This window comes from Mesorhizobium sp. M0968 (assembly GCF_040319065.1).
In the GTDB taxonomy this organism is placed as follows: domain Bacteria; phylum Pseudomonadota; class Alphaproteobacteria; order Rhizobiales; family Rhizobiaceae; genus Mesorhizobium.
On sequence record NZ_JAMYNL010000004.1, the window covers coordinates 41279 to 64834 of the forward strand.

Genomic DNA, 23556 nt, shown 5'->3' on the forward strand with positions numbered 1-23556 from the left:
TCAAGGCGCTCCGACAGGATCGAGGCGGGGCACCTGGTAGGCCGCCAGGATCGCGTCGATCTCGTCGCGGTGTCTGGTCAGGGCGGCGTTCACCTCGTTGCGCAGCGTATCGTCGCCACGGCGCACGCCCATCGAGATGTCGTAGATCATCGGCAGTTGCGGGCCGTCCACGCGCGGCGAAACCGGCGTGATCCGCAGCGCCACCTTCTGCTTGGATGCGAAGTAGCCGGCCAACGGTCCCCAGACGACGGCCATGTCGATGTCGCCATTCGCGACCGCCTCAATAATGCGCGCTGGCGGGTTCGGCGCCGAATAGTCGCCATAGACGGGGAAACCGATGAGATGGCCGACGATGCCGCGGCGGCCAAGCGCCTGGACGGGCGGCGAGTTGGCGCCGTCGTCGCCGATTAGTTGGACGCCGATGTGCAGATCGCGCAGGCGAGGATCGTTGAAGGACGTGATTTCTGGCACATCCTTGCGTGTCACGAACACATAGGAAGACCGGTAGTAGGGCGCGGTCGTGCGCAGCATCTCGAGATTGACGGGCGTGCCGGGCACCAGATCGCACAAGCCGGCTTTCAGCGTGTTGCGGACGAAGCCGCGCCGCTGTGCCCACCACGTGTAGGACACCGTCGCACCAAGCTCCCCGGCGACGAGTTCGGCAATCTTGTTTTCAAAGCCTTCCCTGGCGGCATTGGAGAACGGCATGTTGTTGGGATCGGCGCAGATCCTCAGCTCGCGCGCATCGGCAAGGGTGGCGACAAGCGAGAGCGCCAGTGCGCCAACCGCGACGGCTAACCGCCGCGAACGCGTTCTCCGTGGCCGCGCAACTCGGCCGATCGTCTCAAGGCAGCCGGAACACATACAGCGTACCTCCCGGCGTGGTTACATCCTTCAGATCTTTCATGACGTTGACGAAGCCGAGCGCGGCGGTGGCGTCGCGCGGATCGAGATCGCCGGATACGATCGCGCCGGCCCAGCCGCCGACACCCGAAAGGATCGCAACATATTGGTGCCCGTCCGGGCCGCGATAGGTGATCGGCTGGCCGATGATGCCGGACGACGTTTTGAACTGCCACAGCAGTTCGCCGGTCCTGGCGCTGACCGCCTTGAACCAGCCTTCCATGGTGCCATAGAACACGACGTTGCCGGCGGTGGCGACGGCGCCGCTCCACACCGGAAAGTTCTCCTTCAGGCTCCACGCCGGCTTGGCGGCGGCGACATCCCAGGCGGTGAAAGCACCGCGATTGCCGCCCGGCCCGGGGATCATGCGCACGTTCATGCCGACGTAGGGCGTGCCGGCGATGTAATTCACCTCGACGCCCTCTTCGTCCATGCAGAGATTGTTGTGCGGGATGTAGAGCAGACCGGTCTTGGGCGAGAATGCCGAAGGCTGCCAGTCCTTGAGGCCGGACGCGGTCGGGCAGATGTCGCGCACGACCTTGCCGGTGCCGGTTTTTTTGTCCGGATTTACAATCAGCCGGCCGGTCTTGAGGTCGACGCCCTTGCTGGAATTGACCGGCCCGAACGGCACTGCCGACAGGACCTCGCCCGTGGTGCGATCCAACAGATAGACGTAGCCGTTGCGTTCCGGCCGCACCAGCACCTTGCGGGGCTTGCCCTGCCAGGTCATGTCGAGCAGCACCTGTTCGTTGATGCCGTCGTAGTCGTGCAGATCGTGCGGGGTCCATTGATAGAACCATTTGGCTGCGCCGGTGTCGGGATCGCGGGCAAAGATGCCGGCGGTCCATTTATTGTCGCCAGGCCGCAGATCCGGATTCCACGGACCGGGATTTCCGGTGCCATGGAAGATCAGGTTGAGGTCCGGGTCATAGGAGATCCAGCCCCACACATTGCCGCCGCCGATCTTCCAGGCGTCGGGCGGCCACGACGTCACGCCGAGATCCTTGCCCTTGTCCATGTCGTAATGCGGGTTGAAATCCGGGCCGATCAGCACCTCGGTGTCCGGGCCGGTGTTGTAGGCCGTCCAGACGACGTGGCCGTCGCCGGCGTCGAGCGCCTTGATCCAGCCGCGTACGCCCATTTCGCCGCCGGAATTGCCGACCAGCACCTTCCCCTTTACCACCAGCGGCGCCATCGTGATGGTCTCGCCGACATTGATGTTGCCGATATGGGTGTTCCAGACCGGTTTGCCGGTGGCCGCATCCACGGCGATGGTGTGGCCGTCGAGCGTGTTGAAATAGATGCGCCCGTTGAAGAAGGCCGCACCGCGGTTCACCACGTCGCAACAGGCAACGCCCTGGGCGGCAGGCTCCGGATTGGGCTCGAACTTCCACTTCATCGGCGCGCCGGGCTTGGTAAGGTCAAGCGCATAGAGGATGTTGGGAAACGGCGTCACTATGTACATCGTGTTGCCGACCACCAGGGGCGCAGCCTCCTGGCCCTTGTTGACGCCGGTCGAGAAGGTGAAGGCCACCTGCAGGGTCTTGACGTTGTCTTCGGTGATTTCCGCGAGATCGCTGTAGCGGGTCGAGGCGTAGTTCTTTGCCGGCATCGCCCACTGGCCGTCGTCGGGCGGAGCGGCTGCGGCCGGCGGATTTATCGCAGGGCTTGACGTTGACTGAGCAACCGCCGCGGTAATCAGCGCGAAGCCCGCCAGCAGCGTCCATCCCAGCATCGCAGCCATAGACCTTTTTCCCCCGTTGGCTGACACACTGGTTTGCACGGCCACCTGTCGCACTTTCTTCATTTGTGTATTGACCCGCCCACGCCGGCGCCGAGCTCCGCCGCCACGTCCGCCTCACTTCCGGCACACAATGGATGCCCCCAGCCGGAGGCGCTCTTGCCGCCGGGATCGAGGTCGTAAATGATGGCGTCCTTGCGGTCTGGGTTGATGCCGGCCGGCACCTTGTCCAGCCCCAGCGCGGCGCGCACGCGCCAGGCGACATTGTGGTCGGCACAAGAGGAATCGCCGCTTATGCCAAGCGCCCCGACGATCCCCTTGGCGTCGTAAAGAGCCAGGCCGCCGCCAAATGCGACGACACCGCCGATGGGCTTTCCCAGCAACGGATCGCTGGAGCTTCCAAATGTCGAAGGATCGCCGGCATAGGCTACCGCTGGATTGACCGGATTGGTGGCCTGCAGGCCGTATAGAGGACCGCCGGGCTGCACCGGCGCATAGAGGTTCGCGGTGGACAACGCCATCTGGGCGAGGCTGAGCCCGTTGGCGGTATTGGCTTTTTCGGCGGCGATCAGCCGGCTGCCGGGCCACTGGGCGTCGGCGGTAGGCCCGCTGAACGCGACGGCGCAGACCGTTCCGTCGCGAGCCACGACTGCGGCCCATTCATGAGTATCGAAGCCGCCATTGCCCGGGCCGCCGCTTGCTTTGACGTTGGCCTTGAGAGCGGCCAACAATTTGTCGTGGTCGGCCGGGCAAGGTGCTTGAGCCCAAGCTTTTTGCTGGACGGCGCAGATCGTAAGCAGGAACAGACATAATGCTACTGAGACAATCCGATTGCGATCCATCAGCTGCGCCGTGTTTGTTGAACACTCCCAACGCGTGACAGGCGCAGAAGTGCCAAATGGAATGAAATAAATATCGGATGGGGTGAGCTAAACTCGGCGGCGGGCGCTCGGGAGGCATTCAATCCGAAATCGGAGTTATTCTCCCGGTGGTCCGGGCTCGGCTGGAACGGAGCGGTATCTATTGCAGTTGTGTCGAATGCTGTCTGCAGTCGAGCAACTGGCCCAATCGGTGAAAGAGCGACGAGCGATCCTGTTCGTTGGAGCCGGGGTGTCGATGAGCGTCGGCTTGCCGTCTTGGCAAAAGCTCATCGAGCACATGCAAAACGAGCTCGGCCTTCACGAGGACATGATAGGCGCACCAGAGGCCAGCTATCAGGCCATTGCAGAATATTACCGGCTGAAGCAGGGGAGCCTCAGCCATTTGCGCAGTTGGATGGATCGCGAATGGAGCGTCTCGCGGGAAGAAGTGCAGCGATCGGCAATCCACAAGCTGATCGTATCGCTCGATTTTCCGATCATCTACACCACCAATTATGATCGCAACCTCGAGGTGGCCTTCGAGATCCATAGCCGCCCCTTTGTCAAAGTCGCCAATGCGAAGGACTTGCCAAAGGCCACCGGCGAGGTGACGCAGATCATCAAGTTCCACGGCGATTTCGACGACGATAAATCGTTGGTCCTGGCGGAGACCGACTATTTTGAACGGCTGTCGTTCGATTCGCCGCTCGATGTGAAATTTCGAGCCGACGCGCTAGGGCGCACCATCCTGTTCATCGGCTACAGCATGTCCGACATGAACATCCGTCTGCTGCTGCATCGGCTTTGGCAGACCTGGCGCAGGTCCGGTTACGAGAAGAACCGTCCGAAATCCTTCATCTTCATGTCGCAGCCGAGCATCGTCCAGGAGGCTGTTCTCGGCCGCTGGGGCATCGATATGCTGACCGAAGAGGCCGACGATCCTGAAGACGCGCTCCTCGCATTCCTGAACGAACTCAAGGACAGGGTCGGCCGGCCGGACGGCGCGTGAGAAAACCTGCGGAAACGAATTGGTCAGGCAGTGGGAACCGGCTGATCCGATGTGAGTTCGGGAGGACTAACATAGCCGGGACCGAGCCTTGGTGGGCGCACGCAAACACAAGCGAAGAATGTATGCCAAACACGACCTGTCGGCCGAGTTGGCCTATGAGATCGATTTTTTTGCCCGCAAGTGCGGCCTGACGAGGGACGAAGCGCTCAAGATGATGCGAGATGCCGGCCAGTTGAAGGACGGCGCAAAGGCATCTTGCGAAACCGGGGCGAAGTAGCGACGTGGATCCCGCTTCGTGGACGGCTTTTGTCGGAACGGTCATCCTGATGCAGATGCCGCCGGGGCCCGACAGTCTGCTGGTGATTGCGCGCGGCATCGGGCAGGGCCGTGATGTTGCCCTGTTCACCGTCCTGGGAATGACCCTCGGCGCCGGTATGGTCCAGCTGCCGCTGCTTGCCCTCGGCATATCGTCGCTGCTCCAGGCATCGCCGTTTGCCTTTGCCATGCTTCGATGGATGGGCGCAGCCTATCTGGTTTGGCTTGGATCGCGTCTGGTGCTGCTGCCGTCGGCCGGCGTCGCCGTCGAGGAGCCCCGCAGTGTCGGGGCGCTTGTGGCCGCACGCGAAGGAATGATCGCCAATCTGATAAATCCCTGGCCGATAACCTTCATGCTAGCTTTCCTTCCACAGTTCGTCGATCCCTCCCGCGGATCGGTCACGCTGCAATTGCTGCTGCTCGGTGGCACCCAGAAAATGACCGGTGTGTTGGTGCTGGGCACATATGCACTCGCATCCGGCACGCTCGGGACCTGGGTCATGAAACGCCCGAAGGTAAGGCTCTGGCAGCAGCGCGTGGCAGGCTGCTTCGTCGTCTGTCTCGGTATCCGCATGGCAGTCGGTGGCGCGCACCGCTGAGGATCAAGCGATGCACCGGCCACCGCCGATGGAACATCCGCCGACAATTTTCGTTGACCTGCTCCACAAGGCGAGAGGTCGAACATGTCGAAGTTCCAAGCCGCTACCCCGGAGCGTTTGCAGCAGCTCAGGCTTGAGGCGACGGCGCACTTTGCGCCACTCATACTGCGCGAGGCGCTGGTGCGTCTCTGCCGGGCCTGCGGAAACGATAATCTCGACCGGTTCGAGAAGACGATGGTCGACCAAATCGAGGCATCGCGTGACGAAAAAGCCGATTTCGACACGATGAAGGAATTTGCCATCGAACAGCTCTACGGCTGGATTCGAGAGGTAAAGTCTTCACCGGACATGAAGCAGCCACTGGAGAACGTAGATACCCGAAGGACCCCCGGCCGGTCTGAAGAGCCGCAAACGCTGGAAGACCAGTTGCAGGCGGGTCTGGAGGATTCTTTCCCGGCAAGCGACCCACCGGCTGTTGTGTCCACCGCGATTCCCGGCGGATCGAAGAAGCTGGTCGGAACCGACGAGGTCCTCAGGCAGCAGCGCGAGAAAAAGGCCGAGAACGCCAATCATTCGCGATAAACCAAGCTTTGGACGGAACTGCGGGAAAACAGCGTGCCGGTTCACCCGCTGTCCGACATGAAGGCTGTCAGGCCACGCGCGTCATGCGGCTCGCCTTCGACAAGAATGTTCGCCTCCCAAGCGGCGTCGACAAATGCTTGCCGCGCTTTGCCGGCCGTAATTTCACCGGTCCGGGCGCGATTCAATACATCAGCGGCCGCCAGCGCCAGCGGAGCATTGCGCGCCGGCCATTTCTCGCTTTTCAGGCAATGTACTGCTTCGAAAACGGAACTGACCAATCGCGATCGCCCAGGCTTGCCGAAATAGATGCAAACAGGGGTATCGAACTCTGTTCTCAGCACCGTATTCCTCCCGGTTCAAGCAAGGTGGCCGCTTCAAGCAAGGTGGCCGCTTCAAGCAAGGTGGCCGCTTCAAGCAAGCTGGGCGTCTTCAGGGTCTACACGGCCGTCCGATGGGCGTTTCGGCCAGACGTCGTGGGCCTTCGCAGCTGTTGTGGGGCGTGCTGGTATTTCGGCTGCGATATCGTAGGCCAGAATGCCCGCCTTGCGGGCGAACGTATCGAACGCCGCGCGCACCGTCTCGACGTCGACCTCGTCAGCCAGCCCGGCGCGACAGGCGTCGAACGCCGCCTTGTGCGCCGGACCGCGGCTCGGCCATTCGTTTAAGACGTCATAGGCCTGCCAGATATTCTCGACATGGCGAGGGAAACCAAGGCCGACGAGAATTGGAACGGGGCGGCCAAACGATTTTTTTGTCATCTGTGTCTCCGCGAAAGAGCCTGTCGCATCAACGTCCGGGGCGGACACGAGGCTCATGCTCTTTAACGCGGGATTGCTGCACGGGTTGCAGCAGGTTTGTTCGATCGTGCGCAGCCGGTCACTTGTTGGTCCGCATCTTTTGCCGGGGATTGATACCGCCTTGCGGCGTGGTGTCGTTCTCGACATCGCCTTCGAACGTATTGTTGCCCTGATCGAGCCGGTCGCCCTCCTTGATCGTGCCCCTGGAACTGCCGATGCCGGGATCGTTGGCAAGATCGCTATCGGCCGGCGTTTTGCCTTTGGCGTGCTTGTTTCCTGTCATGGACTCCTCCTGTTTCTTGAGGTGGCGGGCCGCCCTTGAGGTCGCAGCCAAGGCTCGCTGCGAGATCGCATTTCGACGCGCCAAATGTCGGCGCGCGAATTTGTCGGACGACCTTGATTTTGAACTCCGCGATCCCGATGGTTGTTCCGTCAAAAATATCGCCGTCGGCCGGGATTGCTCAGCCAAGTCCTCTCCGGTTTCTGGAGCCGGGTGCTTTCGCCAACCGGAACGATCTTTCGCCCAATGCATTTAACTGGTCTGCGCTCACGAACTCATTCTGGACGGGAGCTGGACCATTGCCACCTGCAGCCTACGCCTTGGCGACTCGCGAAACCGAAGAAGTTTCCATCGTCGACCTCATACCCGCTTTGAGGGCTTTCGCCCGCACCTTCTGCCGCACCCCCGATGATGCCGACGACCTGGTCCAGGAGACGCTGACCAAGGGCTTGGCCAACATTGACAAATTCGAAGCTGGAACGCGCATGAAGTCATGGCTCTTTACGATCATGCGCAACACCTACTACACGCGTGTCAGGGCCGCGGTGAGGGAAGCGCCCGGCCTGCTCGACTGCGCATCGCTGCGGCCGATCTCGGAAGCGACGCAGGAATGGTCCGTGCAGGGCAAGGAGGTCCACCAGGCCATCCAGAGCCTTCCTGAGCACCAGCGCGAGGTTCTGATGTTGATAGGCGTTCTGGGCGTCAGCTATGAGGAAACGGCCGAAATATGCGGTTGCGCGGTGGGAACCGTGAAGAGCCGGCTCAACAGGGCACGCGCCGGCGTGCTGGAATACCTTGGCGAAAGTTCCTCGCAAACCCTGATGGAAAGGCGCAGCTATCTGTCCGAAGGACAACTGGACTTCGAAGCCGAGAGGCGCCGCTAATACACGTCACGTTAGTTGCTGGTCTCGCGCAAGTGCCTTTCGACAAGCGCATGCTGCAACTCGATCGCAAGTTTGGTCAGCCGGTCAGGAACCCTTTCCTGCTCGATGGCCGCAAGCAAGGAAGCGATTTCCCGGTCTATCGTCAGATCGGCACGCGTGCTGACGGAATCTTCCCTTGAGCGAGACATCGCGCTCTCTTGGCAAATGTTGGTCCCTTCACCTCACTCTGGTGGCAACAGTGCGAGTTTGCAAGAATTTGCAGGGCGTCCATGCGACCGGCTTCGGTCCTTGCACAGCTTCGTCAGCGGTTGGGTTCTCGCGGTGTTTCAATTGCTCGCCGGCTGCAAGCCATATGCCGCCGCAACGATCAGTCTTCAGGCCGCCGATCCGCTGAATGATCCTGGTACTGCTCGGACTTGACCCGATTGCCGTCGAGCCCACGCTCCTTGGTGTGCTGCTTCTTGTCTCTGTTGGACAGAACGGCGTTCTCTCCGATCTTGTCCTTGGGAAGATCCGTCATCGCGCCAGCGCCAGCGCCTTTGCCGTGACTGCCGCGACCGATGTGCTTCTTGCTTCCGGACGCCATCTTGTCCTCCTTCATACCGTCGAATAGCGGCTTTTCCCGTTCGGCATCCGAACCAGCGTTGGGCCGCAATGTTCCGCCGGAAATCGTAAGCAGGAAGGCATCGCCGTCCCAGTGCCGGAACGGCTTTTCGCCGTCGACGAGGACTTGCATGCCATTTGCGTTGGCGAAGTTATGGACATCGGCGCGATCCAGCGCCGGCGAGCCGCGATATGAATAATTCAAAAGCGCGGCCATCCCCGGCCTCTTCAGCACGCGCGCGATTTCCACGAAATGTCGCTCCGCAAGGCCGGCCAGCACCAGATAGGGAAAGCTGTCGACGGCCAGCACGCGGTCGAAGCTTGCATCGCAAAAATCGGCAAGATCGAAACCGCGCGTAGGGCGGAATTCTACGTTGCCGAGCCCGGCGCATCGCCGGCGGGCGATCGAGATCATCGCTGGGGATATATCGCTGCCAACGATTCGGTGCGACAGAGCGGAGAGCGCCTGTTCGAACCGACCGATACCACAGCCGATATCCAGTATGTCGCGGCCGGTGCCGGTAAAGCCTCGCCTCTCCAGCCATGCAACGATCTCAGCCGTAGCGGCAGAGAGGTTTTCCTCATTGCCCAGCGATGACAGCTGGACGCTCGCCGCCGGGGAGATCGCCGCCGCCGCGTCAAACCCAGCCGCCAGCCGCTTGACGATCGCATCGTCGGTCTCGTCCTCGCCACGCTCGTGCCGAACGGCGCCACCTGTTTTGCGCAGCGTGGCGAAGATCTCGGGCCTGCGCCGAAGCAGGTCGGCAATCCGTTGCAGTTTTGCCGTGTTTCGCGGGTCAGCCGAGTGCGTGTTTTGCGCAATCTTCGCCAATTCTGCAGCATCGATTCCTGTCTCGAAACGGAGAGCCAGCCTGGCGATGACGGCTTCGACGCCGGCACCGTCTGCCATGCAATCCTCCAGCACCCGCCTTGCTGATATCGACCGCCGAGATTCTGGCTGGGTCGCGCTCATCGCCCTTTGCTCCGCGTCCAGATCTTGCGCATCGTCCACCGGTCGACGGCGCCCCAGCTGTACTTGTAGGCCTCTTGTCCGCGCAGAAAATCGAACTCTTCCGCGCCTTCGCAGATCGCCTGCCTTATCGCTTGGCCGATGAGCAGCGCGCCGGGACTTTCATCGGCATAGGCCGGATCGAAGCCACCGAGATAAGCGCAAGCGCGGCCACGATGATGGAACCCGTAATAGGCGCCCACGATCGCGTTACCGATCGTGACAAGCCAGCATCGGGCAAGCACCTGTGCGACCAGCTGCGGCAGCGCCTGACGGTGGAATGCTTCCACGCGGGAATCGGACAGAACGCCGTCGCCGTGTCCGGCCCAGCGCGCGCGGTGAAGGCGGATCAGGTGGTCGAGGAATATCTGCGGATCGGACAAAGCGGGTTCGATGGAGACACTGCCGCGTCTCGACGCGGCCCTGTGGGCGCGCCGCAATTGGCGCCTCCGCCGTGCCGGAACGCAGCCTTGAAGCGTCTGGTCGCCAGCGAGGGCGAGCACCGGGCAAGCGGCGTGACCGACGGGTTGGCACGATTCGAGCGCGGCATGCCTGATGGCAAGGCCGGCGCCGCCGGGAGGCAGATCCTGCAAGATCCACTGTGACCAGCCGACGGAAAGAACGGCGCCACCGATGACTGCGCCGACCGGTTCGGCCATCTCGGGAAGACAAAGGACATCCAGATAGTCGCTCAACGAAATGCCGAGCGGAAGCAATCGCGCGCCGGCGTCGTGGCGTTCCAGATAGAGTGGCGCCAGGCCGACCAGATCGTCGCCACGCCAGACGGCGACCGTCGCTAGCTCGCCGGGAGCAAATGTCCGCCACCATGGCAGCAACCATGCGGGAGACTGGAACGGCGTCGCCGAGGGACTGCGCGACCAAAGTTCCCACCAGTGCGGCTCGAGGGCTTCGAGGTCCGCCGGATCGTCGATGATCTCACTGCGGAGCATGTCCTGCTCACCTCGCCGTCGCGAGCTGCCCGCTGTCTGTGCCGAGCCGTGCCAGCGCCCGATAGGCGTCCATGTAGGAGGAAACCATGCGGTCGAGTGAAAAGCGCCGCCGCGCCTCGGCTCGGCAGGTCTCGGGGTCCAGGCTGGGTGCGGCAGCGATGGCTTCGGCCATCTCGTCGACATCCCCGACCAGATACCCGGTCTTGCCGTGCTCGACCACATCCGGCAGTGCGCCATTCGCGAAGGCCACCACGGGGGTGCCGCAGGCGAGCGCCTCCATTGCGACGAGCGAACTGGTCTCCGCGGCAAGGCTCGGGATGACTAGGCAGCGGGCTGTATTCAGCAGGCGCCGCTTGGCGACAAAGCCGAGCGGACCAAGGAAGCGGCGCCGGTCGTCCAGCCGGGGTTCGACCTCGTCGCGAAAATACGCTGTGTGCGTTTCATAGGGGTAGACCTTGCCACCGATGACCAGCGGCACGCTGGCCTTCTTGGCTGCGTCGAGCGCCAGATGGATGCCCTTTTCCGGGCAGACGCGGCTGAGCACGAGCGCAAAGTCGTGTTTGGCCTGCGGCTCGCTCAGCGCGTCGACGTCCACTCCGTTGGGAATCGGCCCAATCAGCCTGGCTCCCGGCGGCGCGGTTCTTTGCTGAGCCGCCGATACCGCATGCAGCCACAGATCCTCCCGCGCCGGATTGAGAGCGTCGGCCGGATACCAGTCGAGCGGCAAATGCAGGGTCACCAATGTCGGCCCGTCGCCCGGCAGATAGGCATCGAAATCGATACCGTGCAAATGGACCACCTCGATTGGCCAGCGAGCGCGCGCGGTGGCAATTGCGGCGCAATGAGCACGCTGCGCCCGGCGCTTGGCCGCTTCATCGAGCACGCCCGGTTCGGCCGGCGTCTCGATGAGGACACCCGCAGCGCTCGAGCCCTGGCAGCCGATCACGATCGAGCGGTGTCCGGCCTGTACGAGCGCCTGGTCGAGCATCGACAGCACCTGCTCGGCACCACCGACCGCATCCGGCCCGACCGGGGCGAGGGGATAGGCGACGTTGAGGATGGTGAGCGTCATGGCTGGAGGGCCGAAGCTCCTCACGCTGCGGAGGCGCGCAGCCTGCAGACCGAAGGGGCAGCGATGCTGCCGGCATATCGGCGCGTCATTGCCGCGCAGAAGTCGGCGAATTCCTCCGGCACCAGCGGCGGACTGCTGTGGTGCGGCATCATTCCGCGGTGTTCCGGCGTGAAGCAGAAAGTAACCGTCACGTCGAAGTCGGCCAAAGCCTCCATCTGCCGGTCGAACCAGTCAAGTGCGTTCGGCCTGAAGCTGTCGGCCCAGGAAAGCCCGGTACGCAGATTGGTGACGCCGAGGCGTTTCATCCAGGCAACGGCGTCGTCCAGCCGGTGATCTTCGAAATGGAACCACTGCACCAGTCCCATTGCCGGCGTGTGGTGAAGGAACTCCTCGAGCGCGGGCTTTGGCGTGCCGTCCTGGCGGAGCAGGCCCATGTAGAAATGGCGGTAGTAAGACGAGCCTTCCGCCTCGCGATGGCGTGTCGTCGCTTCCCACTCGCGCGGCAGGTCGTAGAGGCTGTACCATTGGATGCGCGGCGCGTTGCCGATCAGCAATTCCGCGGTCCGGCGCAGGCCCCAGACCTGTACCTCCTCGGCGCCGAAGGTCGATACGCCGACCTCGCTGACCCATACCGGAAGATCGGTGACAGCCGAAATCTCGCCGATCTTCTGCGGCCATTCGTGGATCTGCCAGAGGTTCCAGTCGAGCGGAAAGCCGTGCACGGCGACTGCGTCGACATGATCGAGCACGCCGAATTCCTTCATCCGTGTCATGAAGCCGGCATCGATCGGCGAGATGCCGCCAAGGACTTTGGTCAAGGCCGGATTCTCCAACGCGATCGCGTCGGCGGCCAGGATTGCCGTAGCGGCGAAGCGGCTCCAGTCGGGGTCGAGCTCGGGATCCCAGTGGGATTTGTTGTTGGGCTCGTTCCAGATCATCGCGGCTTCAATCATTTGTCGGTCCTTTCGACGGGTAGACGGCGCCGCCGCCGGCCGGCACGTCGCCGGTGCGGCAGAAATAGACCTCCTGCTCCGGTTGCAGCACGATCTCGAAGCCGGCGCTGCGCAGCATGGCTTCGGTGCAGGCGCGATTGGGAATCCACCAGTTGGTCGGGTCGTCGGCGTAACGATGCTCGATGAAATGTAGCTTTGGGAACTCCGGCCGGTCGAACAGGTCGTGGGTCCAGAAATGATAATTCTGCTCGAGCGCCGGCACGTTGGTGCTGCCGCGCTGCATCGACTGGAAGATCATCAGGTCCCGGGCGACGTGCTCCCGGATCAGATCGAGTGCGAGCAAGGGATGGCGCAAATGGTAGAGCACGCCCATGAACAGCACGATGTCGAACCGCTCATGCAGGGCGCCAACGTCGTAGACCGAGAGCTGCCGGAATTCGATGTCGCAGTCTGCTACCTCGGCGGCAAAGCGCGCCTGCGCCAGGTAAGCCTCATCGAAATCGATGCCAAGCACGCGGCCGGCGCCGCGGCGTTTCATCTCGATCGAATAGAAACCCGCATTGCAGCCTATGTCGAGCACCGCCTTGCCGGAAAGATCGGCGGGAATGGCGTCGGCGAATTTGCGCCATTTGATCAGCGGATAGTTGCCAAGGAAATGGTCGGGAGCGGTTTCGATGCCGGCCAGTTCCATATTGTGGAACCATGGGCCGAGCGCATCGATACGGCGGCGGATTTCGGCATCGGAATGCAGCATGGCTAGCCTCTTTCGCCTGCGAGGACAGGGACGTGCTGGTGGCCGGGCAGCGTAATGTCGACTTGATCGTCCCTGGTACCGGCGGCGCTTTCAAGCAGGCGAAGTGCGGTGCGGTAGCCGTTGAAGGTGCCGACGTCGACATAGGCAGTGCCAGCCTTGATGCCACAGGCATCGCCTCCGGCGGCGAGATAGGCATTGACCAGCGTGCCGATATATTCGTCGCACCGGTCCCGTTCCCGCCACAGCGCGGCGAGCTGGTGAAGGGTGCGGCCGGGCATCTTGAACGCACCCCAGATCCAGTTCGATTGGGCATTCTGCTGCTTGACCTGGATTTGCTTCACCCGGCCGTCCTGGTCGACAACGACGGCATCGAAGAACTCCGGCTGGTCCACCGGAAACAGCAGGAAGGACAGGCCGTCGTCCGGGAGGGCCAGGAAGCCGTCTTCGGGAAACCAGATCGTATCGGGCAACCCGACCAGAACGGTCTCATCGGCTGTGACGAGCGGTGCGGCACGGAAGATGGCGTCGCAAAGGCCGACCGGAGAGGGCTGCACCACAAACAGCGCAGTCGCGTCGGCATAGCCGGCAGAATAATATTCGAGGATATCCGACTTACCCGAGCCGATGACGAAGCAGATCTTGTCGGCCCCCGCGCGCACCATGCGGCGCACCAGGTATTCGCTGACCGCGCAAGGCCGCTCGGTGTTGCCGTCGATGCGGCTGCCGACCGGCAGAAGCTCCTTCGAAAAGCCGAGCGGCTGGATGCGGCTTCCCCGTCCGGCTGCGGGCACGATGCCCAACATCAAACTGCCTCCTTCAACGGCTCGCCATGCGTGGAGCCGTGCAGTGCATCGGACAGTATGCGGTCGAATTCCTTCGCGCGCCGCGCCGAGGTGTGTTCGTCCAGCACCCGCTCGCGTGCTCGGCGGCGGATAGCGTCAAGCTCGGCGTCGGACAGGTCGAGCGCGGCGACCACATCGTCGGTGCTGTTCGCCACAACGATCTCTTCGCCGGGCCGGAAAAAGGCCTCCAGTCCCGGCCATGTGTCGCTCACCATCGCGGCACCGCAAGCGGCGGCTTCGAACAGCCGGCCGGAAGGACACCAGCCCCTTTCGGCCATCGCTTCGCGGGTCACGTTCAGGGTCAGCCGTGATGATGAAAAGAAGGCGGGGTGGTCGGCGGGCGGCAGGTGACGGACGAAGAAAATATTGTCGCTCCACGGGAATTCCTGCGGATATTGTGCGCCGCCAATGATGAAGCGGCGCTCCGGCAGGCGCGCAGCCGGGCTGACCAGCAGCCTCTCGACCCCGGCCTGGCGGTCTGCCGCATAGGTCCCGAGATAGGAAAGGTCGCCGGCAAACTCCGGCCTGGGCGGGGCGGGCCGGTGTCGCTCTGGATCGACATGGCCGTAGAGCGGCATGACGTGGCGCGCACCCAGCATCGACCTCAATGCGTCGATCGCGGTTCCTCCCGTGTAGCTCAGCACGAGATCGAAATCGCGAAGCCCTTCCGGCCCGAAATAGGCCGGAGGCTCACCTTGTTCGATCCGCGCCAGCGTCACCGGCGTGTCCAGATCGTAGAACACCTTCAGTCCGCGGCAGGCCTGGCGGGCAAGGCGCGACGCGCTCACGGCATCGGGGCAATAGGAGGTGACGATGACGACATCGGCCTCACTCATCGCCTGCTCGGCAACGCTCTGGATGTCCTGCCAGTCCGGATAAAGGACAATGCTGCCGCCATCCAACTGATCGAGGTCGCGCGTCCCGGCATAATAGGGAGTGTTGCGTTCGAAGAAGGTGATGGACCAGCCCAGCCCGGCCATCGCCCGGATCAATCCGCGCCACAGCGTGGCGTGCCCATTGCCCCACGACGATGTCACGGTAAGACCGAAAATAGCCATGCGCATCCGGCAATTCCTCGTCAGGCAGCTTCGTTGAGTCTGATCAGCTTCGACCCCCAGTCCCCCCAAACAACCGTGGTGATCGAGGCTGGGTCGATATCGAAGCGAAAGCAGTTCCCCAGCGACAGGCCGAGCACCTTGCACACGGCGGCCTTGATGACGTCGGCATGGCTGACCAGTGCGACGCCCTGGTTCTGGTAGGTGCCGCGGACCTGCTCGATCAATGAGACGACGCGTTGCTGCACGTCCCGCATGGTCTCGCCGCTCGGTGTTCTCGCCTGCTGGCGCTGGTCGTTCCACACCCGCCAGTCGGCATCCTGGTTCAGCTCCTCGAAGGTCTTCCCCGACCAGGTGCCGAAGTCGATCTCATCGATCTCCTCGCGGATCGCGATTTCACCGGCATTGCAGGCGAGCGCGATCGGATTGGCAGTCTCCTGCGTGCGTTCGCGCGGGCTGCAGAAGATTGCCGCTATCGCCTCACGTGCCATGCGGTCTGCCAGATGCGAGGCCTGTGCCTTGCCGGCTTCGCCGAGGCAAACGCCGGCCATCCTTCCGGCAAGATAACAGCCGACATTGTCGTGCGCGGCGTGGCGCACCAGAAAGAACGTCGTCGTCATTCCGCGGCATCGAGCATCGGCTCGTCCTTGCCGGCGATAAAAGAGAGCGTGCGCTGGCGCGCTTCCGCGTCGGTGAACTGCTCGGGCGGCGATTTCATGAAATAGCTGCAGGGACCGGTCAGCGCGCCCGCGATACCGCGGTCGAGCGCCAGCTTGGCGCAACGCACCGCATCGATGACGACGCCGGCCGAATTGGGCGAATCCCACACTTCCAGCTTGAGCTCGGCATTGAGCGGTACGCCGCCAAAGGTCGTGCCTTCGACCCGGATATAGGCCCACTTGCGATCGGTCAGCCACGGGACATGGTCGCTCGGCCCGACGTGAATGTTGCCGGGCTCCAGGGGAACGTCGATCTGGCTGGTGACGGATTGCGTCTTTGAGATCTTCTTCGATTCCAGCCGCTCGCGCTCCAGCATGTTGAGGAAGTCGGTGTTGCCGCCGAAATTGAGCTGGTAGGTGCGATCGATGCGCACGCCGCGCTCGCGGAACAGGTTGGCGAGCAGCCGGTGGACGATCGTCGCACCGACCTGGCTCTTGATGTCGTCGCCGATCAGCGGCAGGCCGTGCTGCTCGAAGCGCCGGCGCCACTCCGGCCGCGAGGCGATGAAGACGGGTATGCAGTTGACGAAGGCACAGCCCGCCTCGAGCGCGCACTCGGCATAAAAGCGCGTTGCCTCCTCCGAACCGACAGGCAGATATGACACCAGGATTTCGGCGCCGCTTTCGGCGAGGATCTTGCTGATGTTGGCGACGGGTTCGTCGGCCTCCACGATCTCGTCACGCAGATATTTGCCGATGCCATCCAGCGTCGGTCCGCGTTCGACGCGGGCGCCGGTAGGCGCTACATTGGCAAAGCGGAAAGTATTGTTCGGCGCGCTGTAGATCGCGTCGGCCACATCGCGTCCGACCTTGCCCTTGGCGACGTCGAAAGCGCAGACCACTTCGATGTCCTTGACATGGTAGCCGCCAAGATCGGCATGCATCAGCCCGGGTATGGGCTCATTGCTTCTTGCGTCGCGGTAATAGGTGATGCCCTGAACAAGGGAGGAGGCGCAGTTGCCGACGCCGACTATTCCGATCCGAACTTTCTTCGATCCCACGAAACCGCTGCCTATGCTGTTGAAGGTAAGTTCTTCGTGCCAAACCGCCTGCCTCGCTGATTGTTCCTTGCCGGCTGCAAAAATCGTGCAACCGATGGTGGATCAAAGTAGCGCTCGCCGAGTTGTGCAGTGAGGCCAACCGGGACGGGACAATGATCGTCTATGGCGACCACAAGCGAATTGAGAGCGCGCGACATGTTCGCAGCTCGGCCTGCGAAGCGGCCGGGCACATTGCGGACATGCCCAGCGGGATCGAACGCCACGCAGCCCTGGTCGGCCTGTTCATCAAGACCTCGGAATTGGTCCAGGGCCTTGCCGATGCTGAATTCGAGGCCAACGGCATGGACAGGAATTCCCGACAGCGGATCGCGGGCGCAAATCTCCTGGTCGGCTTGGCCCGGGACGTGGGCAGATCGTGGAGGGCCGGATTCGCCGTCGACGGCCCGATCGATGCCGACGTGCCGCGAATGCTGGCCGAACTCGATTGCGACGGCGAAATCCTCATCGGCACGGCCGAGGGCTACGCCCATTACGCGCTCTATCCGGAAAGCTATTTGGTCGCCGCGCGGCAGTCGGGTCTCGATGCGAACACATGCGTAATCGGCATCCGCAGCATCGGCCTGGGGCTTGCAGCGATGGTGGCTGCAGCCATCGGCGCACAGGCACCCGTCGGTGTCCGTCCGATCGGTCATCCGTTTCGCAGGCGGCTTGCCGCCGATCCGGAACTGATCGGCGGCTGGAGGACAAGGCCATCGGCCCATTTCGCTGTCGTCGATGAGGGCCCGGGCCTGTCCGGCAGCTCGTTTCACGCCGTCGTCGCATGGCTGCAAGCGCTGGATATCGATGCCGGGCGCATCCATCTGTTCCCCAGCCATTCGGGTGGGCCGGGTCCCGAGGCATCGGCGGACATCCGTGAGGCATGGACGGTTTGCCAAAAACACACCGCGGATTTCGAACGGACTTTCCCCGCGGGATCCGCTCTGCCGGCGCTGCGGGATTGGGTGGCCAGGACGATCGGCCGCACAGCGGTCAGCCTGATGGAAATATCCGCCGGAGAGTGGCGTCGCTTGCATTATGGCTCGCAGGATCATTGGCCACCCGTCCACCGCGGCTTAGAGCGGCGAAAGTTTCTTGCTTCTGCGGGCCGGGAAAAATGGTCGGTCAAATTCGTCGGCCTCGGTGAAATCGGAATGCACAAGGCCGAGACTGCCAGGAGGCTGCATGACGCAGGCTTTGGCCCGGAAATTGCCGGGCTGTGCCATGGCTTTCTCGTCGAACGCTGGAGCGACGGTGCAACGCTGGAGCGGGCAAGGCATTCGAAACAAAAAATGGTCGCTCATCTGGCGCGCTATCTCGCCTGGCGCGCAGCCAATCTGCCCGCCTCCGGGCCGGGTGCCTCGCTGGAGGCGCTTGCCGACATGGCCGTGCGGAATACCAGCGAGGCGCTGGGCGAAAGCCGCGCGGCGGAGCTGCGGAACTGGTTCTCGAAACAGGCTTCACCAAAGACCATGCAGCGGGTCGAAATCGACGGGCGGCTTCATCCGTGGGAGTTCATCCTTTCGCGCGGCGGAACGCTGATCAAGACGGACGCCCTCGACCATTGCCGATCGCACGATCTGATCGGCTGCCAGGACATCGCCTGGGACATTGCCGGCGCCCGTGTCGAGTACAGCCTCTCCGACGCGGCGACTGCGGCACTGTGCAAAGCTGTCGAGGCGACTACGTCTCGTCCCGTCGATGCCAAACTGGTCCACTACTACGAGCCCTGCTATCTCGCCTTCCAGCTTGGCTTGTGGAGCATGGCTGAGCGATCGGGCGATGATCGGGAACAGATCCGGCTGGCGGCCGCGGCAAGACGTTACGCTGCCGCGCTGCTTCGTTTCCTGGAAAGCCAAGGCGACCTGCGGCCCTTCGAGCCCGATCAATCCAGCCGGCGCAGCATATCCGCTTCCTTTTCGAGGATGGCGGCTACCTCCTCGCGCTGAAGATGCGTCATCATCAGGCTCACACAACATTCCAGATAGGTGATAGAGGCGCGCCGCAGGAAGGCAGCCGTCTCCTTTGCGGCCATTTGTTCGATGTCTTTGGCGGATCGCTTCGGATGCACAGTCGTCTCCATGCCGGTACCTTGGCAGAACCAGAAGCTGGACGGGTTGTTCCCGCGACGAGAAAAAGTGACCAAATCCGAAACGACCGCGCGATCATACAGCGGCCAGACGCTCCTCGCCTCAGGCCGGCAGGTTTTGCAGCCGGCCTGATGCAGAACGCACGGTGGCGGCAATTCGACGTCTTCTGTCGATCATCTGCGCCGTCTCAAGCTCGGCAAAATAGCCGATCGTGTGCATCAAACCCTGCCTGAGCGGCACTTTTGGCGACCAGCCGAGAAGCTTTCTCGCGCGGGAAATGTCGGGTTGCCGACGACGAGGATCGTCTTGCGGCAGCGGCAGGAATTTCAGGCCCGATTTGGTTGCGGTCATGCCTCTCACCAGGCTCGCCAGTTGCAGGATGGTGAACTCCCCCGGATTGCCCAGATTAACCGGCTGGCGTGGATTGGGATCGACCTCCATCAGCCGGATCAAGCCGTCGACCAGATCGGAAACGTAGCAGAACGACCTGGTCTGCAGCCCGTCGCCGAATATCGTCAGCGGCCGTCTCTCGAGTGCCTGCATGATCAGATTGGAAACGATCCGTCCGTCCGCAGGGTCCATCCTGGGACCATAGGTGTTGAAGATGCGCGCGACACGGATATCGGCCTTTCCCATTCTCAAATAATCGAAGCATAAGGTTTCGGCGGTGCGCTTGCCTTCGTCATAGCAGGCGCGGGGCCCGATGCAGTTCACGTGGCCGACATAGTCTTCCTTCTGCGGATGCTGTTCGGGATCGCCGTAAATTTCGCTGGTGGACGCCTGCAGGAACCGGGCGCCATTGCGGGCGGCGAGCTCCAGCAGATTGAGCGTTCCGATGACGCAAGTCCGCGTCGTATGGACCGGGTCGGCCTGGTAACGCGGCGGCGAGGCCGCGCACGCCATGTTGAAGATGCGGTCAACCGGTTCGCCAAGCTCCAACGGTCGGCAAATGTCTTGCTTGATCAGCCGAAAATCCGGACGATCGGCGATCGATGCTATGTTCTCCATGCGGCCGGTAAGGAAATTGTCGACGCAGATCACGCGCCAGCCGGCCTGGAACATTGTCTCGCAAAGATGCGAACCGAGGAAACCTGCGCCGCCGGCGACAAGCACGGTCTTGGTCCGTTGCGCCTTTCTTGATAGCTGCATCTCTATCTTCTCCCGTCTGCGGGTCATGCTGCGCTCTCGACGTCCAGATCGAGAACAGAACCTGGCGATTTGGCCTGCGCCAGCAGCGAAACGAATTCGCGGGCTCTTGCGATGCTTGTGTGAGCTGCGAGGATGAGCACGCGCGCCTGCCTGGCCATGGCAAGCCGGGCGCCGTCGGATTCCCCGGACAGGATACCGACTACGTCCTCGGTCCTGCGAGCCGTGTGGATCGTCCGCTCTGGAAACAGGCTGTCCAGTCCGGCCCAGCTATCGCTGATGATCGCCGTGCCGCAGGCGGCTGCCTCGAAGAGGCGCACGCTGGGCGACCATCCGGCCGCGATCATGGAACTGCGCGTGACGTTCAACGTGTAGCGTTGGCGGCTGTAAAAGGCGGCGTGATCTGCCGGCGGCAGGTGTTCGATGCGATCCACATTGTCCGGCCAGGCGATTTCGCGCGGATATTGCGAGCCTGTCACGACGAAGCGGCGCTCTGGCATGCGACGCGCCGGTTCGAACAGCAGGGCCTCCAGCGTCGCCTGGCGGTCGGGGCTGTAGGTGCCGAGATAGCCGAGATCCCAGCGGATTGGATCACCGGTTCCGTGATGCCGTTCCGGGTCGACGGAGCAGTAGAGCGGCTCGGCCCGCCTCGCGCCGAATTCCGCCGTTAGACGGGCAAGCGTCGGCCCGCCGGTGAAGGAGAAGTAGACGTCGAAATACGGGACCTGCCGCCTGGCAATGTACTCGCAATCATCGGTCGAAAGCTTTGCCAGCGTGATCGGAGTGTCGATGTCGTAGAAGCAGAACTGACCCGTGCACAACGATGCCACGACGTCGATGATTTCAGGGCCTTCGGGAACGAAGGAGCCGACGACCACGATATCGGCATCGCGCAGGCAGCGCGCAAAATTGCGGCGAAGATCATCGATCGTTTCATAGTAGCGCAAGGCGCAGAAATCGGGATCGCGCAGATCCCGGTGACTTGCGTACCACGGCACGTCGCGTTCGAGAAAAGTGACGCGGTGGCCGAGTTCGTGGAGACCTTTAAGCAGCCCCCGAAAGGTGGTGGCATGGCCGTTTCCCCAGGATGAGGAGAGCGACAGGCCAAGAAAGACGATGTCGAGCGGCTTCGTCATTCGGCCGCCTCCACGGTCGGACGCTCGAAATGGCGCCTGAAGATGGCGTCGGCCAAAACGGCCCGTGTCATATAGGTATGTTCGCCAAGTACCCGCCGAAGCGCCGATGCCCCGATCGCCTTGGCCCGTTCGGCACTAAGGCTTTGCATGATCTCGGCGACGTCCTCGCCATCGCGCGCGACCAGGATTTCCTCGCCGGGTTTCAGGAACAGGTCGACGCCGAGCCAGGCGTCGGTGATGAGGCATGCGCCGGCGCCCGCCGCCTCAAAAACGCGCGTCGCAGGTGAAAAGCCATTGGCCGCCATGCTGTCGCGGCTGATGTTCAGCACCGCCTTGGCCGTGACGTTCAATGCATTGTGGTCGCGCGTGCCGACATGGCCGAGCCATCGGACATTGGCGGGCATCTGCTTGTCGCCCCAGCCCGATCCGCCGAGCAGGAAGCGCTGATCGGCGGAGCGGCCGGCCGGGTCGAGGAAGAAGGCCTCGACGCGCGCCTCGCGGTCCGGCAGCCGGTTGCCGAGAAAGGCGAGATCGCAGGCAAAGCGCATGTCCTTGCCGACCGGATGATGCGTTTCCGGATCGAGCGCGTTGTAGATCGGCACGCATTCGGCCGCCCCCATTGCCCGATAGGCCCAGACCACCGGGTCGCCGCCGCCATAGGTCAGCACGAGGTCGATTTCCTGCAGCGCGCGATGCAGCGGATGGTCGGGCTCGTCGCGCAACTGGCCAAGCGTCGCCGGCGCATCGACATCCCAGAATACGGTGAGCGCATCGGCACGGGCGTGATCGAGCACCGCCCGCAACAGTGCGTCGTCGGCGAAACCGACGCCGCTCGCCTTGACGACGATATCTGCCTCCGCCGCTCGCGCCGCCACCTGCATCATGGCATGCGGAGTGGCCTCGTAGACGACGACGGCACACCAGTCCGGCGCCTCGATGTCGCGGTTCTTCTGGCGATCGTAGACATCGGGCTCATAGAAGGTGATGTCGTAGCCGAGCCTGGCCAAGGCCTTGAGCAGCCCGCGGTAATAGGTGGCCGCGCCGTTCCAGTAGGACGACAGCAGGCTTGACCCGTAAAATGCGATCTTCATTCGGCGGCCTCCTTTGCAAGGATCGTGTCGGCGGCTTGGCGGCGCCCGCATTCGGCGAGCACGCCGAACAATTGATCCGCCCGGTGCCGGCATGTGTGCCGCAAGCGGATGGTCTCGAGGCCCGATGTCGCCAGAGAAGCGGCGAGGTCCGCGTCGTGCAGCACGGCGCGAAGATGACGCCGCATCTCGGAACCGTTGTTTGCAAACAGAAAATCTACGCCGGGCCTGAACAGGCATTCGACATCGGACCACGGCGCCGAAACGAGCGGGATGCCGCAGGCGAGCGCCTCGAACATGCGGATGGTCGGGATGCCGGGCAGGCTTTCGCGGTATGGACGCCGCGGGATGTGAACCGTGATGCGGTTCGCCGCGAACGCCTTCGGCACGTCGGCATTGGCGATCCAGCCTTCGCAGCGCAGGCCGGCGGCCGCAAGGTCGGCGAGCGCCTCCCGCGGATAGCGAACGCCGTGGACGGTTCCGCTCAGGCCGAGTTCACGCACCGGGCCGACCAGGAACTCCCTGATTTCGGCACTGCGCTCGTCGTCGCCCCAATTGCCGATCCAGATAAGGTCGGAACTACGCTCGATTTCAGGATGCGGCTGGAACAGGTGGTCATCGGCTGCCTCGTGCCAGGTGAAGACCCGCTTGCCCCATCCGGCGCGAAGATAGCTTTCCCGCAGCGCCTCGCCGAAGGCGAGCACGCCGTCGTAATGTTCAAGCCGCAAGGCGGAAATCGCTTGCGTGGCCGAGATAGCGCGATGGTGCGTGTCGTGGAACAGCAGCGTGAAACGGCCGCCAGTTGCTTTCGCCCTGCCCAGCCGCGCAACAAGGTCCGGCTCGGTCCACTCATGCACGATCACCACATCGGCGTCGGAGATCCAGGCTTCGTGGTCGAAAGCGGCATCGTAGGTCACCGGCATCAACTCGGGGAAGTCCTTCCGGAATCGCTCGATTGCGAAGGACCCTTTCTCGGCCAGCAGGTTCGACCGGCTCCAGCCGTCGGCGGGCTCCAGCGCGATAGCCTGGTGCCCGCGCGCGACCAGCTCACGCATGATGCCGCGCAGGAAATGTGCGTTGCCGTGGTTCCAGTCGGAAACGATCGAATGGGTGTAGAATAAAAATCGCATAA

The 23556-nt window shown here is 62.9% G+C and carries 27 protein-coding genes and 1 pseudogene; 7 read left to right on the top strand and 21 right to left on the bottom strand.

The annotated features are described in order from the left end of the window. The 3 genes from NKH67_RS08120 to NKH67_RS08130 are packed head-to-tail and all read right to left on the bottom strand — an operon-like array spanning window position 1 to window position 3372. A complete protein-coding gene (locus NKH67_RS08120) occupies window positions 1-864 on the bottom strand; it encodes a substrate-binding domain-containing protein (protein ID WP_352472861.1) in 864 nt (287 codons plus the stop codon). Next, window positions 845-2647: a methanol/ethanol family PQQ-dependent dehydrogenase gene (locus tag NKH67_RS08125; protein WP_352680941.1), complete on the bottom strand. Its 1803-nt coding sequence runs from the start codon at window positions 2645-2647 to the stop codon at window positions 845-847. The genes NKH67_RS08120 and NKH67_RS08125 overlap by 20 nt, the downstream gene beginning before the upstream one ends. Before the next feature lie 59 nt (window positions 2648-2706). Further along, a complete protein-coding gene (locus NKH67_RS08130; RefSeq protein WP_352472863.1) occupies window positions 2707-3372 on the bottom strand; it encodes a GlcG/HbpS family heme-binding protein in 666 nt (221 codons plus the stop codon). Window positions 3373-3682: 310 nt separating this feature from the next. Between NKH67_RS08130 and NKH67_RS08135 the strand changes: the two genes are divergently transcribed. The 4 genes from NKH67_RS08135 (at window position 3683) to NKH67_RS08150 (ending at window position 6009) form a co-directional block, all read left to right on the top strand. After that, window positions 3683-4513 (top strand): SIR2 family NAD-dependent protein deacylase, encoded by an 831-nt coding sequence (locus NKH67_RS08135; RefSeq protein ID WP_352472864.1) that lies wholly within the window; start codon window positions 3683-3685, stop codon window positions 4511-4513. 118 nt (window positions 4514-4631) lie between these two features. Beyond that, complete coding sequence (locus tag NKH67_RS08140) at window positions 4632-4790, top strand: hypothetical protein (protein WP_352472865.1); 159 nt, start codon at window positions 4632-4634, stop codon at window positions 4788-4790. A gap of 4 nt (window positions 4791-4794) precedes the next feature. Beyond that, window positions 4795-5427, top strand: a complete 633-nt coding sequence (locus NKH67_RS08145) for a LysE family translocator (protein WP_352472866.1) — start codon at window positions 4795-4797, stop codon at window positions 5425-5427. 84 nt (window positions 5428-5511) lie between these two features. Then, window positions 5512-6009 (top strand): hypothetical protein, encoded by a 498-nt coding sequence (locus NKH67_RS08150; RefSeq protein ID WP_352472867.1) that lies wholly within the window; start codon window positions 5512-5514, stop codon window positions 6007-6009. 41 nt (window positions 6010-6050) lie between these two features. Here NKH67_RS08150 and NKH67_RS08155 read toward each other — a convergent pair whose 3' ends face one another. The 3 genes from NKH67_RS08155 to NKH67_RS08165 form a co-directional block, all read right to left on the bottom strand. Beyond that, the gene (locus NKH67_RS08155; protein WP_352472868.1) at window positions 6051-6350 is read right to left on the bottom strand and encodes a DUF982 domain-containing protein; all 300 of its coding nucleotides are present in this window, start codon (window positions 6348-6350) and stop codon (window positions 6051-6053) included. A 69-nt stretch (window positions 6351-6419) separates the two neighbouring features. After that, entirely contained in the window at window positions 6420-6824 is a 405-nt protein-coding gene (locus tag NKH67_RS08160; RefSeq protein ID WP_352472869.1) for a DUF982 domain-containing protein, read from the bottom strand. A gap of 61 nt (window positions 6825-6885) precedes the next feature. Beyond that, on the bottom strand, window positions 6886-7089 hold the full coding sequence (locus tag NKH67_RS08165) for a hypothetical protein (RefSeq protein WP_292657608.1): 204 nt from the start codon (window positions 7087-7089) through the stop codon (window positions 6886-6888). A 317-nt stretch (window positions 7090-7406) separates the two neighbouring features. Between NKH67_RS08165 and NKH67_RS08170 the strand changes: the two genes are divergently transcribed. Together NKH67_RS08170 and NKH67_RS08175 are read left to right on the top strand one after the other, a co-directional pair. Further along, entirely contained in the window at window positions 7407-7970 is a 564-nt protein-coding gene (locus NKH67_RS08170) for a sigma-70 family RNA polymerase sigma factor (RefSeq protein WP_352488584.1), read from the top strand. Between the two features lie 50 nt (window positions 7971-8020). Beyond that, complete coding sequence (locus tag NKH67_RS08175) at window positions 8021-8149, top strand: hypothetical protein (protein ID WP_352451525.1); 129 nt, start codon at window positions 8021-8023, stop codon at window positions 8147-8149. Between the two features lie 188 nt (window positions 8150-8337). On the opposite strand, the gene NKH67_RS08180 is transcribed toward NKH67_RS08175, so the two are convergent. The 10 genes and pseudogenes from NKH67_RS08180 to NKH67_RS08225 all read right to left on the bottom strand — a co-directional run bounded on the left by NKH67_RS08180 (window position 8338) and on the right by NKH67_RS08225 (window position 16928). After that, window positions 8338-8556, bottom strand: a complete 219-nt coding sequence (locus tag NKH67_RS08180) for a hypothetical protein (protein ID WP_023676213.1) — start codon at window positions 8554-8556, stop codon at window positions 8338-8340. Window positions 8557-8781: 225 nt separating this feature from the next. Next, window positions 8782-9546, bottom strand: a pseudogene (locus NKH67_RS08185) (class I SAM-dependent methyltransferase); the annotation flags it as partial. Further along, on the bottom strand, window positions 9543-10532 hold the full coding sequence (locus NKH67_RS08190; protein ID WP_352472870.1) for a GNAT family N-acetyltransferase: 990 nt from the start codon (window positions 10530-10532) through the stop codon (window positions 9543-9545). The gene NKH67_RS08190 and the pseudogene NKH67_RS08185, both read right to left, overlap by 4 nt. 7 nt (window positions 10533-10539) lie before the next feature. Continuing rightward, entirely contained in the window at window positions 10540-11604 is a 1065-nt protein-coding gene (locus NKH67_RS08195) for a glycosyltransferase family 4 protein (RefSeq protein WP_353030500.1), read from the bottom strand. 20 nt (window positions 11605-11624) lie between these two features. Next, window positions 11625-12557 carry a glycoside hydrolase 5 family protein gene (locus NKH67_RS08200; protein WP_352542039.1) on the bottom strand — a complete coding sequence of 311 codons (933 nt, stop codon included), beginning with the start codon at window positions 12555-12557 and terminating at the stop codon, window positions 11625-11627. Next, window positions 12550-13311: a TIGR04290 family methyltransferase gene (locus tag NKH67_RS08205; RefSeq protein ID WP_352472873.1), complete on the bottom strand. Its 762-nt coding sequence runs from the start codon at window positions 13309-13311 to the stop codon at window positions 12550-12552. Before NKH67_RS08205 ends, NKH67_RS08200 begins: the two co-directional genes overlap by 8 nt. A 2-nt stretch (window positions 13312-13313) precedes the next feature. Next, window positions 13314-14114, bottom strand: coding sequence for a nucleotidyltransferase family protein (locus tag NKH67_RS08210; protein WP_352971099.1), 801 nt, complete (start codon window positions 14112-14114; stop codon window positions 13314-13316). Continuing rightward, window positions 14114-15217 carry a CgeB family protein gene (locus tag NKH67_RS08215; protein ID WP_353030502.1) on the bottom strand — a complete coding sequence of 368 codons (1104 nt, stop codon included), beginning with the start codon at window positions 15215-15217 and terminating at the stop codon, window positions 14114-14116. Before NKH67_RS08215 ends, NKH67_RS08210 begins: the two co-directional genes overlap by 1 nt. A 14-nt stretch (window positions 15218-15231) precedes the next feature. Further along, window positions 15232-15828, bottom strand: a complete 597-nt coding sequence (locus tag NKH67_RS08220; RefSeq protein ID WP_353030504.1) for a histidine phosphatase family protein — start codon at window positions 15826-15828, stop codon at window positions 15232-15234. Next, window positions 15825-16928 (bottom strand): inositol-3-phosphate synthase, encoded by a 1104-nt coding sequence (locus tag NKH67_RS08225; protein ID WP_352488477.1) that lies wholly within the window; start codon window positions 16926-16928, stop codon window positions 15825-15827. Before NKH67_RS08225 ends, NKH67_RS08220 begins: the two co-directional genes overlap by 4 nt. 152 nt (window positions 16929-17080) lie before the next feature. On the opposite strand from NKH67_RS08225, the gene NKH67_RS08230 reads away from it, so the two are divergent. Then, window positions 17081-18913, top strand: coding sequence for a hypothetical protein (locus tag NKH67_RS08230; RefSeq protein ID WP_353030506.1), 1833 nt, complete (start codon window positions 17081-17083; stop codon window positions 18911-18913). On the opposite strand, the gene NKH67_RS08235 is transcribed toward NKH67_RS08230, so the two are convergent. From NKH67_RS08235 to NKH67_RS08255, 5 genes are read right to left on the bottom strand one after another with little or no spacing between them, the layout of a single operon-like run. Continuing rightward, window positions 18850-19209 carry a hypothetical protein gene (locus tag NKH67_RS08235; RefSeq protein ID WP_352472931.1) on the bottom strand — a complete coding sequence of 120 codons (360 nt, stop codon included), beginning with the start codon at window positions 19207-19209 and terminating at the stop codon, window positions 18850-18852. The genes NKH67_RS08230 and NKH67_RS08235 overlap by 64 nt on opposite strands. Continuing rightward, window positions 19157-20203, bottom strand: a complete 1047-nt coding sequence (locus NKH67_RS08240; RefSeq protein ID WP_352472879.1) for a UDP-glucuronic acid decarboxylase family protein — start codon at window positions 20201-20203, stop codon at window positions 19157-19159. The genes NKH67_RS08235 and NKH67_RS08240 overlap by 53 nt, the downstream gene beginning before the upstream one ends. A 23-nt stretch (window positions 20204-20226) precedes the next feature. After that, entirely contained in the window at window positions 20227-21336 is a 1110-nt protein-coding gene (locus NKH67_RS08245) for a CgeB family protein (RefSeq protein WP_352472880.1), read from the bottom strand. Continuing rightward, a complete protein-coding gene (locus NKH67_RS08250; protein ID WP_353030508.1) occupies window positions 21333-22427 on the bottom strand; it encodes a CgeB family protein in 1095 nt (364 codons plus the stop codon). The genes NKH67_RS08245 and NKH67_RS08250 overlap by 4 nt, the downstream gene beginning before the upstream one ends. Continuing rightward, entirely contained in the window at window positions 22424-23554 is a 1131-nt protein-coding gene (locus NKH67_RS08255) for a CgeB family protein (RefSeq protein WP_352472881.1), read from the bottom strand. The genes NKH67_RS08250 and NKH67_RS08255 overlap by 4 nt, the downstream gene beginning before the upstream one ends. Window positions 23555-23556: the final 2 nt, after the last annotated feature.

Bases quoted from the DNA above. Each gene is read 5' to 3' on its own strand.
- NKH67_RS08205 (WP_352472873.1), bottom strand. From the start codon at position 13,311: ATGCTGCATTCCGATGCCGAAATCCGCCGCCGTATCGATGCGCTCGGC.
- NKH67_RS08195 (WP_353030500.1), bottom strand. From the start codon at position 11,604: ATGACGCTCACCATCCTCAACGTCGCCTATCCCCTCGCCCCGGTCGGG.
- NKH67_RS08250 (WP_353030508.1), bottom strand. From the start codon at position 22,427: ATGAAGATCGCATTTTACGGGTCAAGCCTGCTGTCGTCCTACTGGAAC.
- NKH67_RS08160 (WP_352472869.1), bottom strand. From the start codon at position 6,824: ATGAGCCTCGTGTCCGCCCCGGACGTTGATGCGACAGGCTCTTTCGCG.
- NKH67_RS08150 (WP_352472867.1), top strand. From the start codon at position 5,512: ATGTCGAAGTTCCAAGCCGCTACCCCGGAGCGTTTGCAGCAGCTCAGG.
- NKH67_RS08175 (WP_352451525.1), top strand. From the start codon at position 8,021: ATGCTGCAACTCGATCGCAAGTTTGGTCAGCCGGTCAGGAACCCTTTC.
- NKH67_RS08220 (WP_353030504.1), bottom strand. From the start codon at position 15,828: ATGACGACGACGTTCTTTCTGGTGCGCCACGCCGCGCACGACAATGTC.
- NKH67_RS08245 (WP_352472880.1), bottom strand. From the start codon at position 21,336: ATGACGAAGCCGCTCGACATCGTCTTTCTTGGCCTGTCGCTCTCCTCA.
- NKH67_RS08210 (WP_352971099.1), bottom strand. From the start codon at position 14,114: ATGTTGGGCATCGTGCCCGCAGCCGGACGGGGAAGCCGCATCCAGCCG.
- NKH67_RS08215 (WP_353030502.1), bottom strand. From the start codon at position 15,217: ATGCGCATGGCTATTTTCGGTCTTACCGTGACATCGTCGTGGGGCAAT.
- NKH67_RS08140 (WP_352472865.1), top strand. From the start codon at position 4,632: ATGTATGCCAAACACGACCTGTCGGCCGAGTTGGCCTATGAGATCGAT.
- NKH67_RS08165 (WP_292657608.1), bottom strand. From the start codon at position 7,089: ATGACAGGAAACAAGCACGCCAAAGGCAAAACGCCGGCCGATAGCGAT.
- NKH67_RS08180 (WP_023676213.1), bottom strand. From the start codon at position 8,556: ATGGCGTCCGGAAGCAAGAAGCACATCGGTCGCGGCAGTCACGGCAAA.
- NKH67_RS08255 (WP_352472881.1), bottom strand. From the start codon at position 23,554: ATGCGATTTTTATTCTACACCCATTCGATCGTTTCCGACTGGAACCAC.
- NKH67_RS08135 (WP_352472864.1), top strand. From the start codon at position 3,683: ATGCTGTCTGCAGTCGAGCAACTGGCCCAATCGGTGAAAGAGCGACGA.
- NKH67_RS08240 (WP_352472879.1), bottom strand. From the start codon at position 20,203: ATGCAGCTATCAAGAAAGGCGCAACGGACCAAGACCGTGCTTGTCGCC.
- NKH67_RS08230 (WP_353030506.1), top strand. From the start codon at position 17,081: ATGATCGTCTATGGCGACCACAAGCGAATTGAGAGCGCGCGACATGTT.
- NKH67_RS08200 (WP_352542039.1), bottom strand. From the start codon at position 12,557: ATGATTGAAGCCGCGATGATCTGGAACGAGCCCAACAACAAATCCCAC.
- NKH67_RS08120 (WP_352472861.1), bottom strand. From the start codon at position 864: ATGTGTTCCGGCTGCCTTGAGACGATCGGCCGAGTTGCGCGGCCACGG.
- NKH67_RS08190 (WP_352472870.1), bottom strand. From the start codon at position 10,532: ATGCTCCGCAGTGAGATCATCGACGATCCGGCGGACCTCGAAGCCCTC.
- NKH67_RS08125 (WP_352680941.1), bottom strand. From the start codon at position 2,647: ATGGCTGCGATGCTGGGATGGACGCTGCTGGCGGGCTTCGCGCTGATT.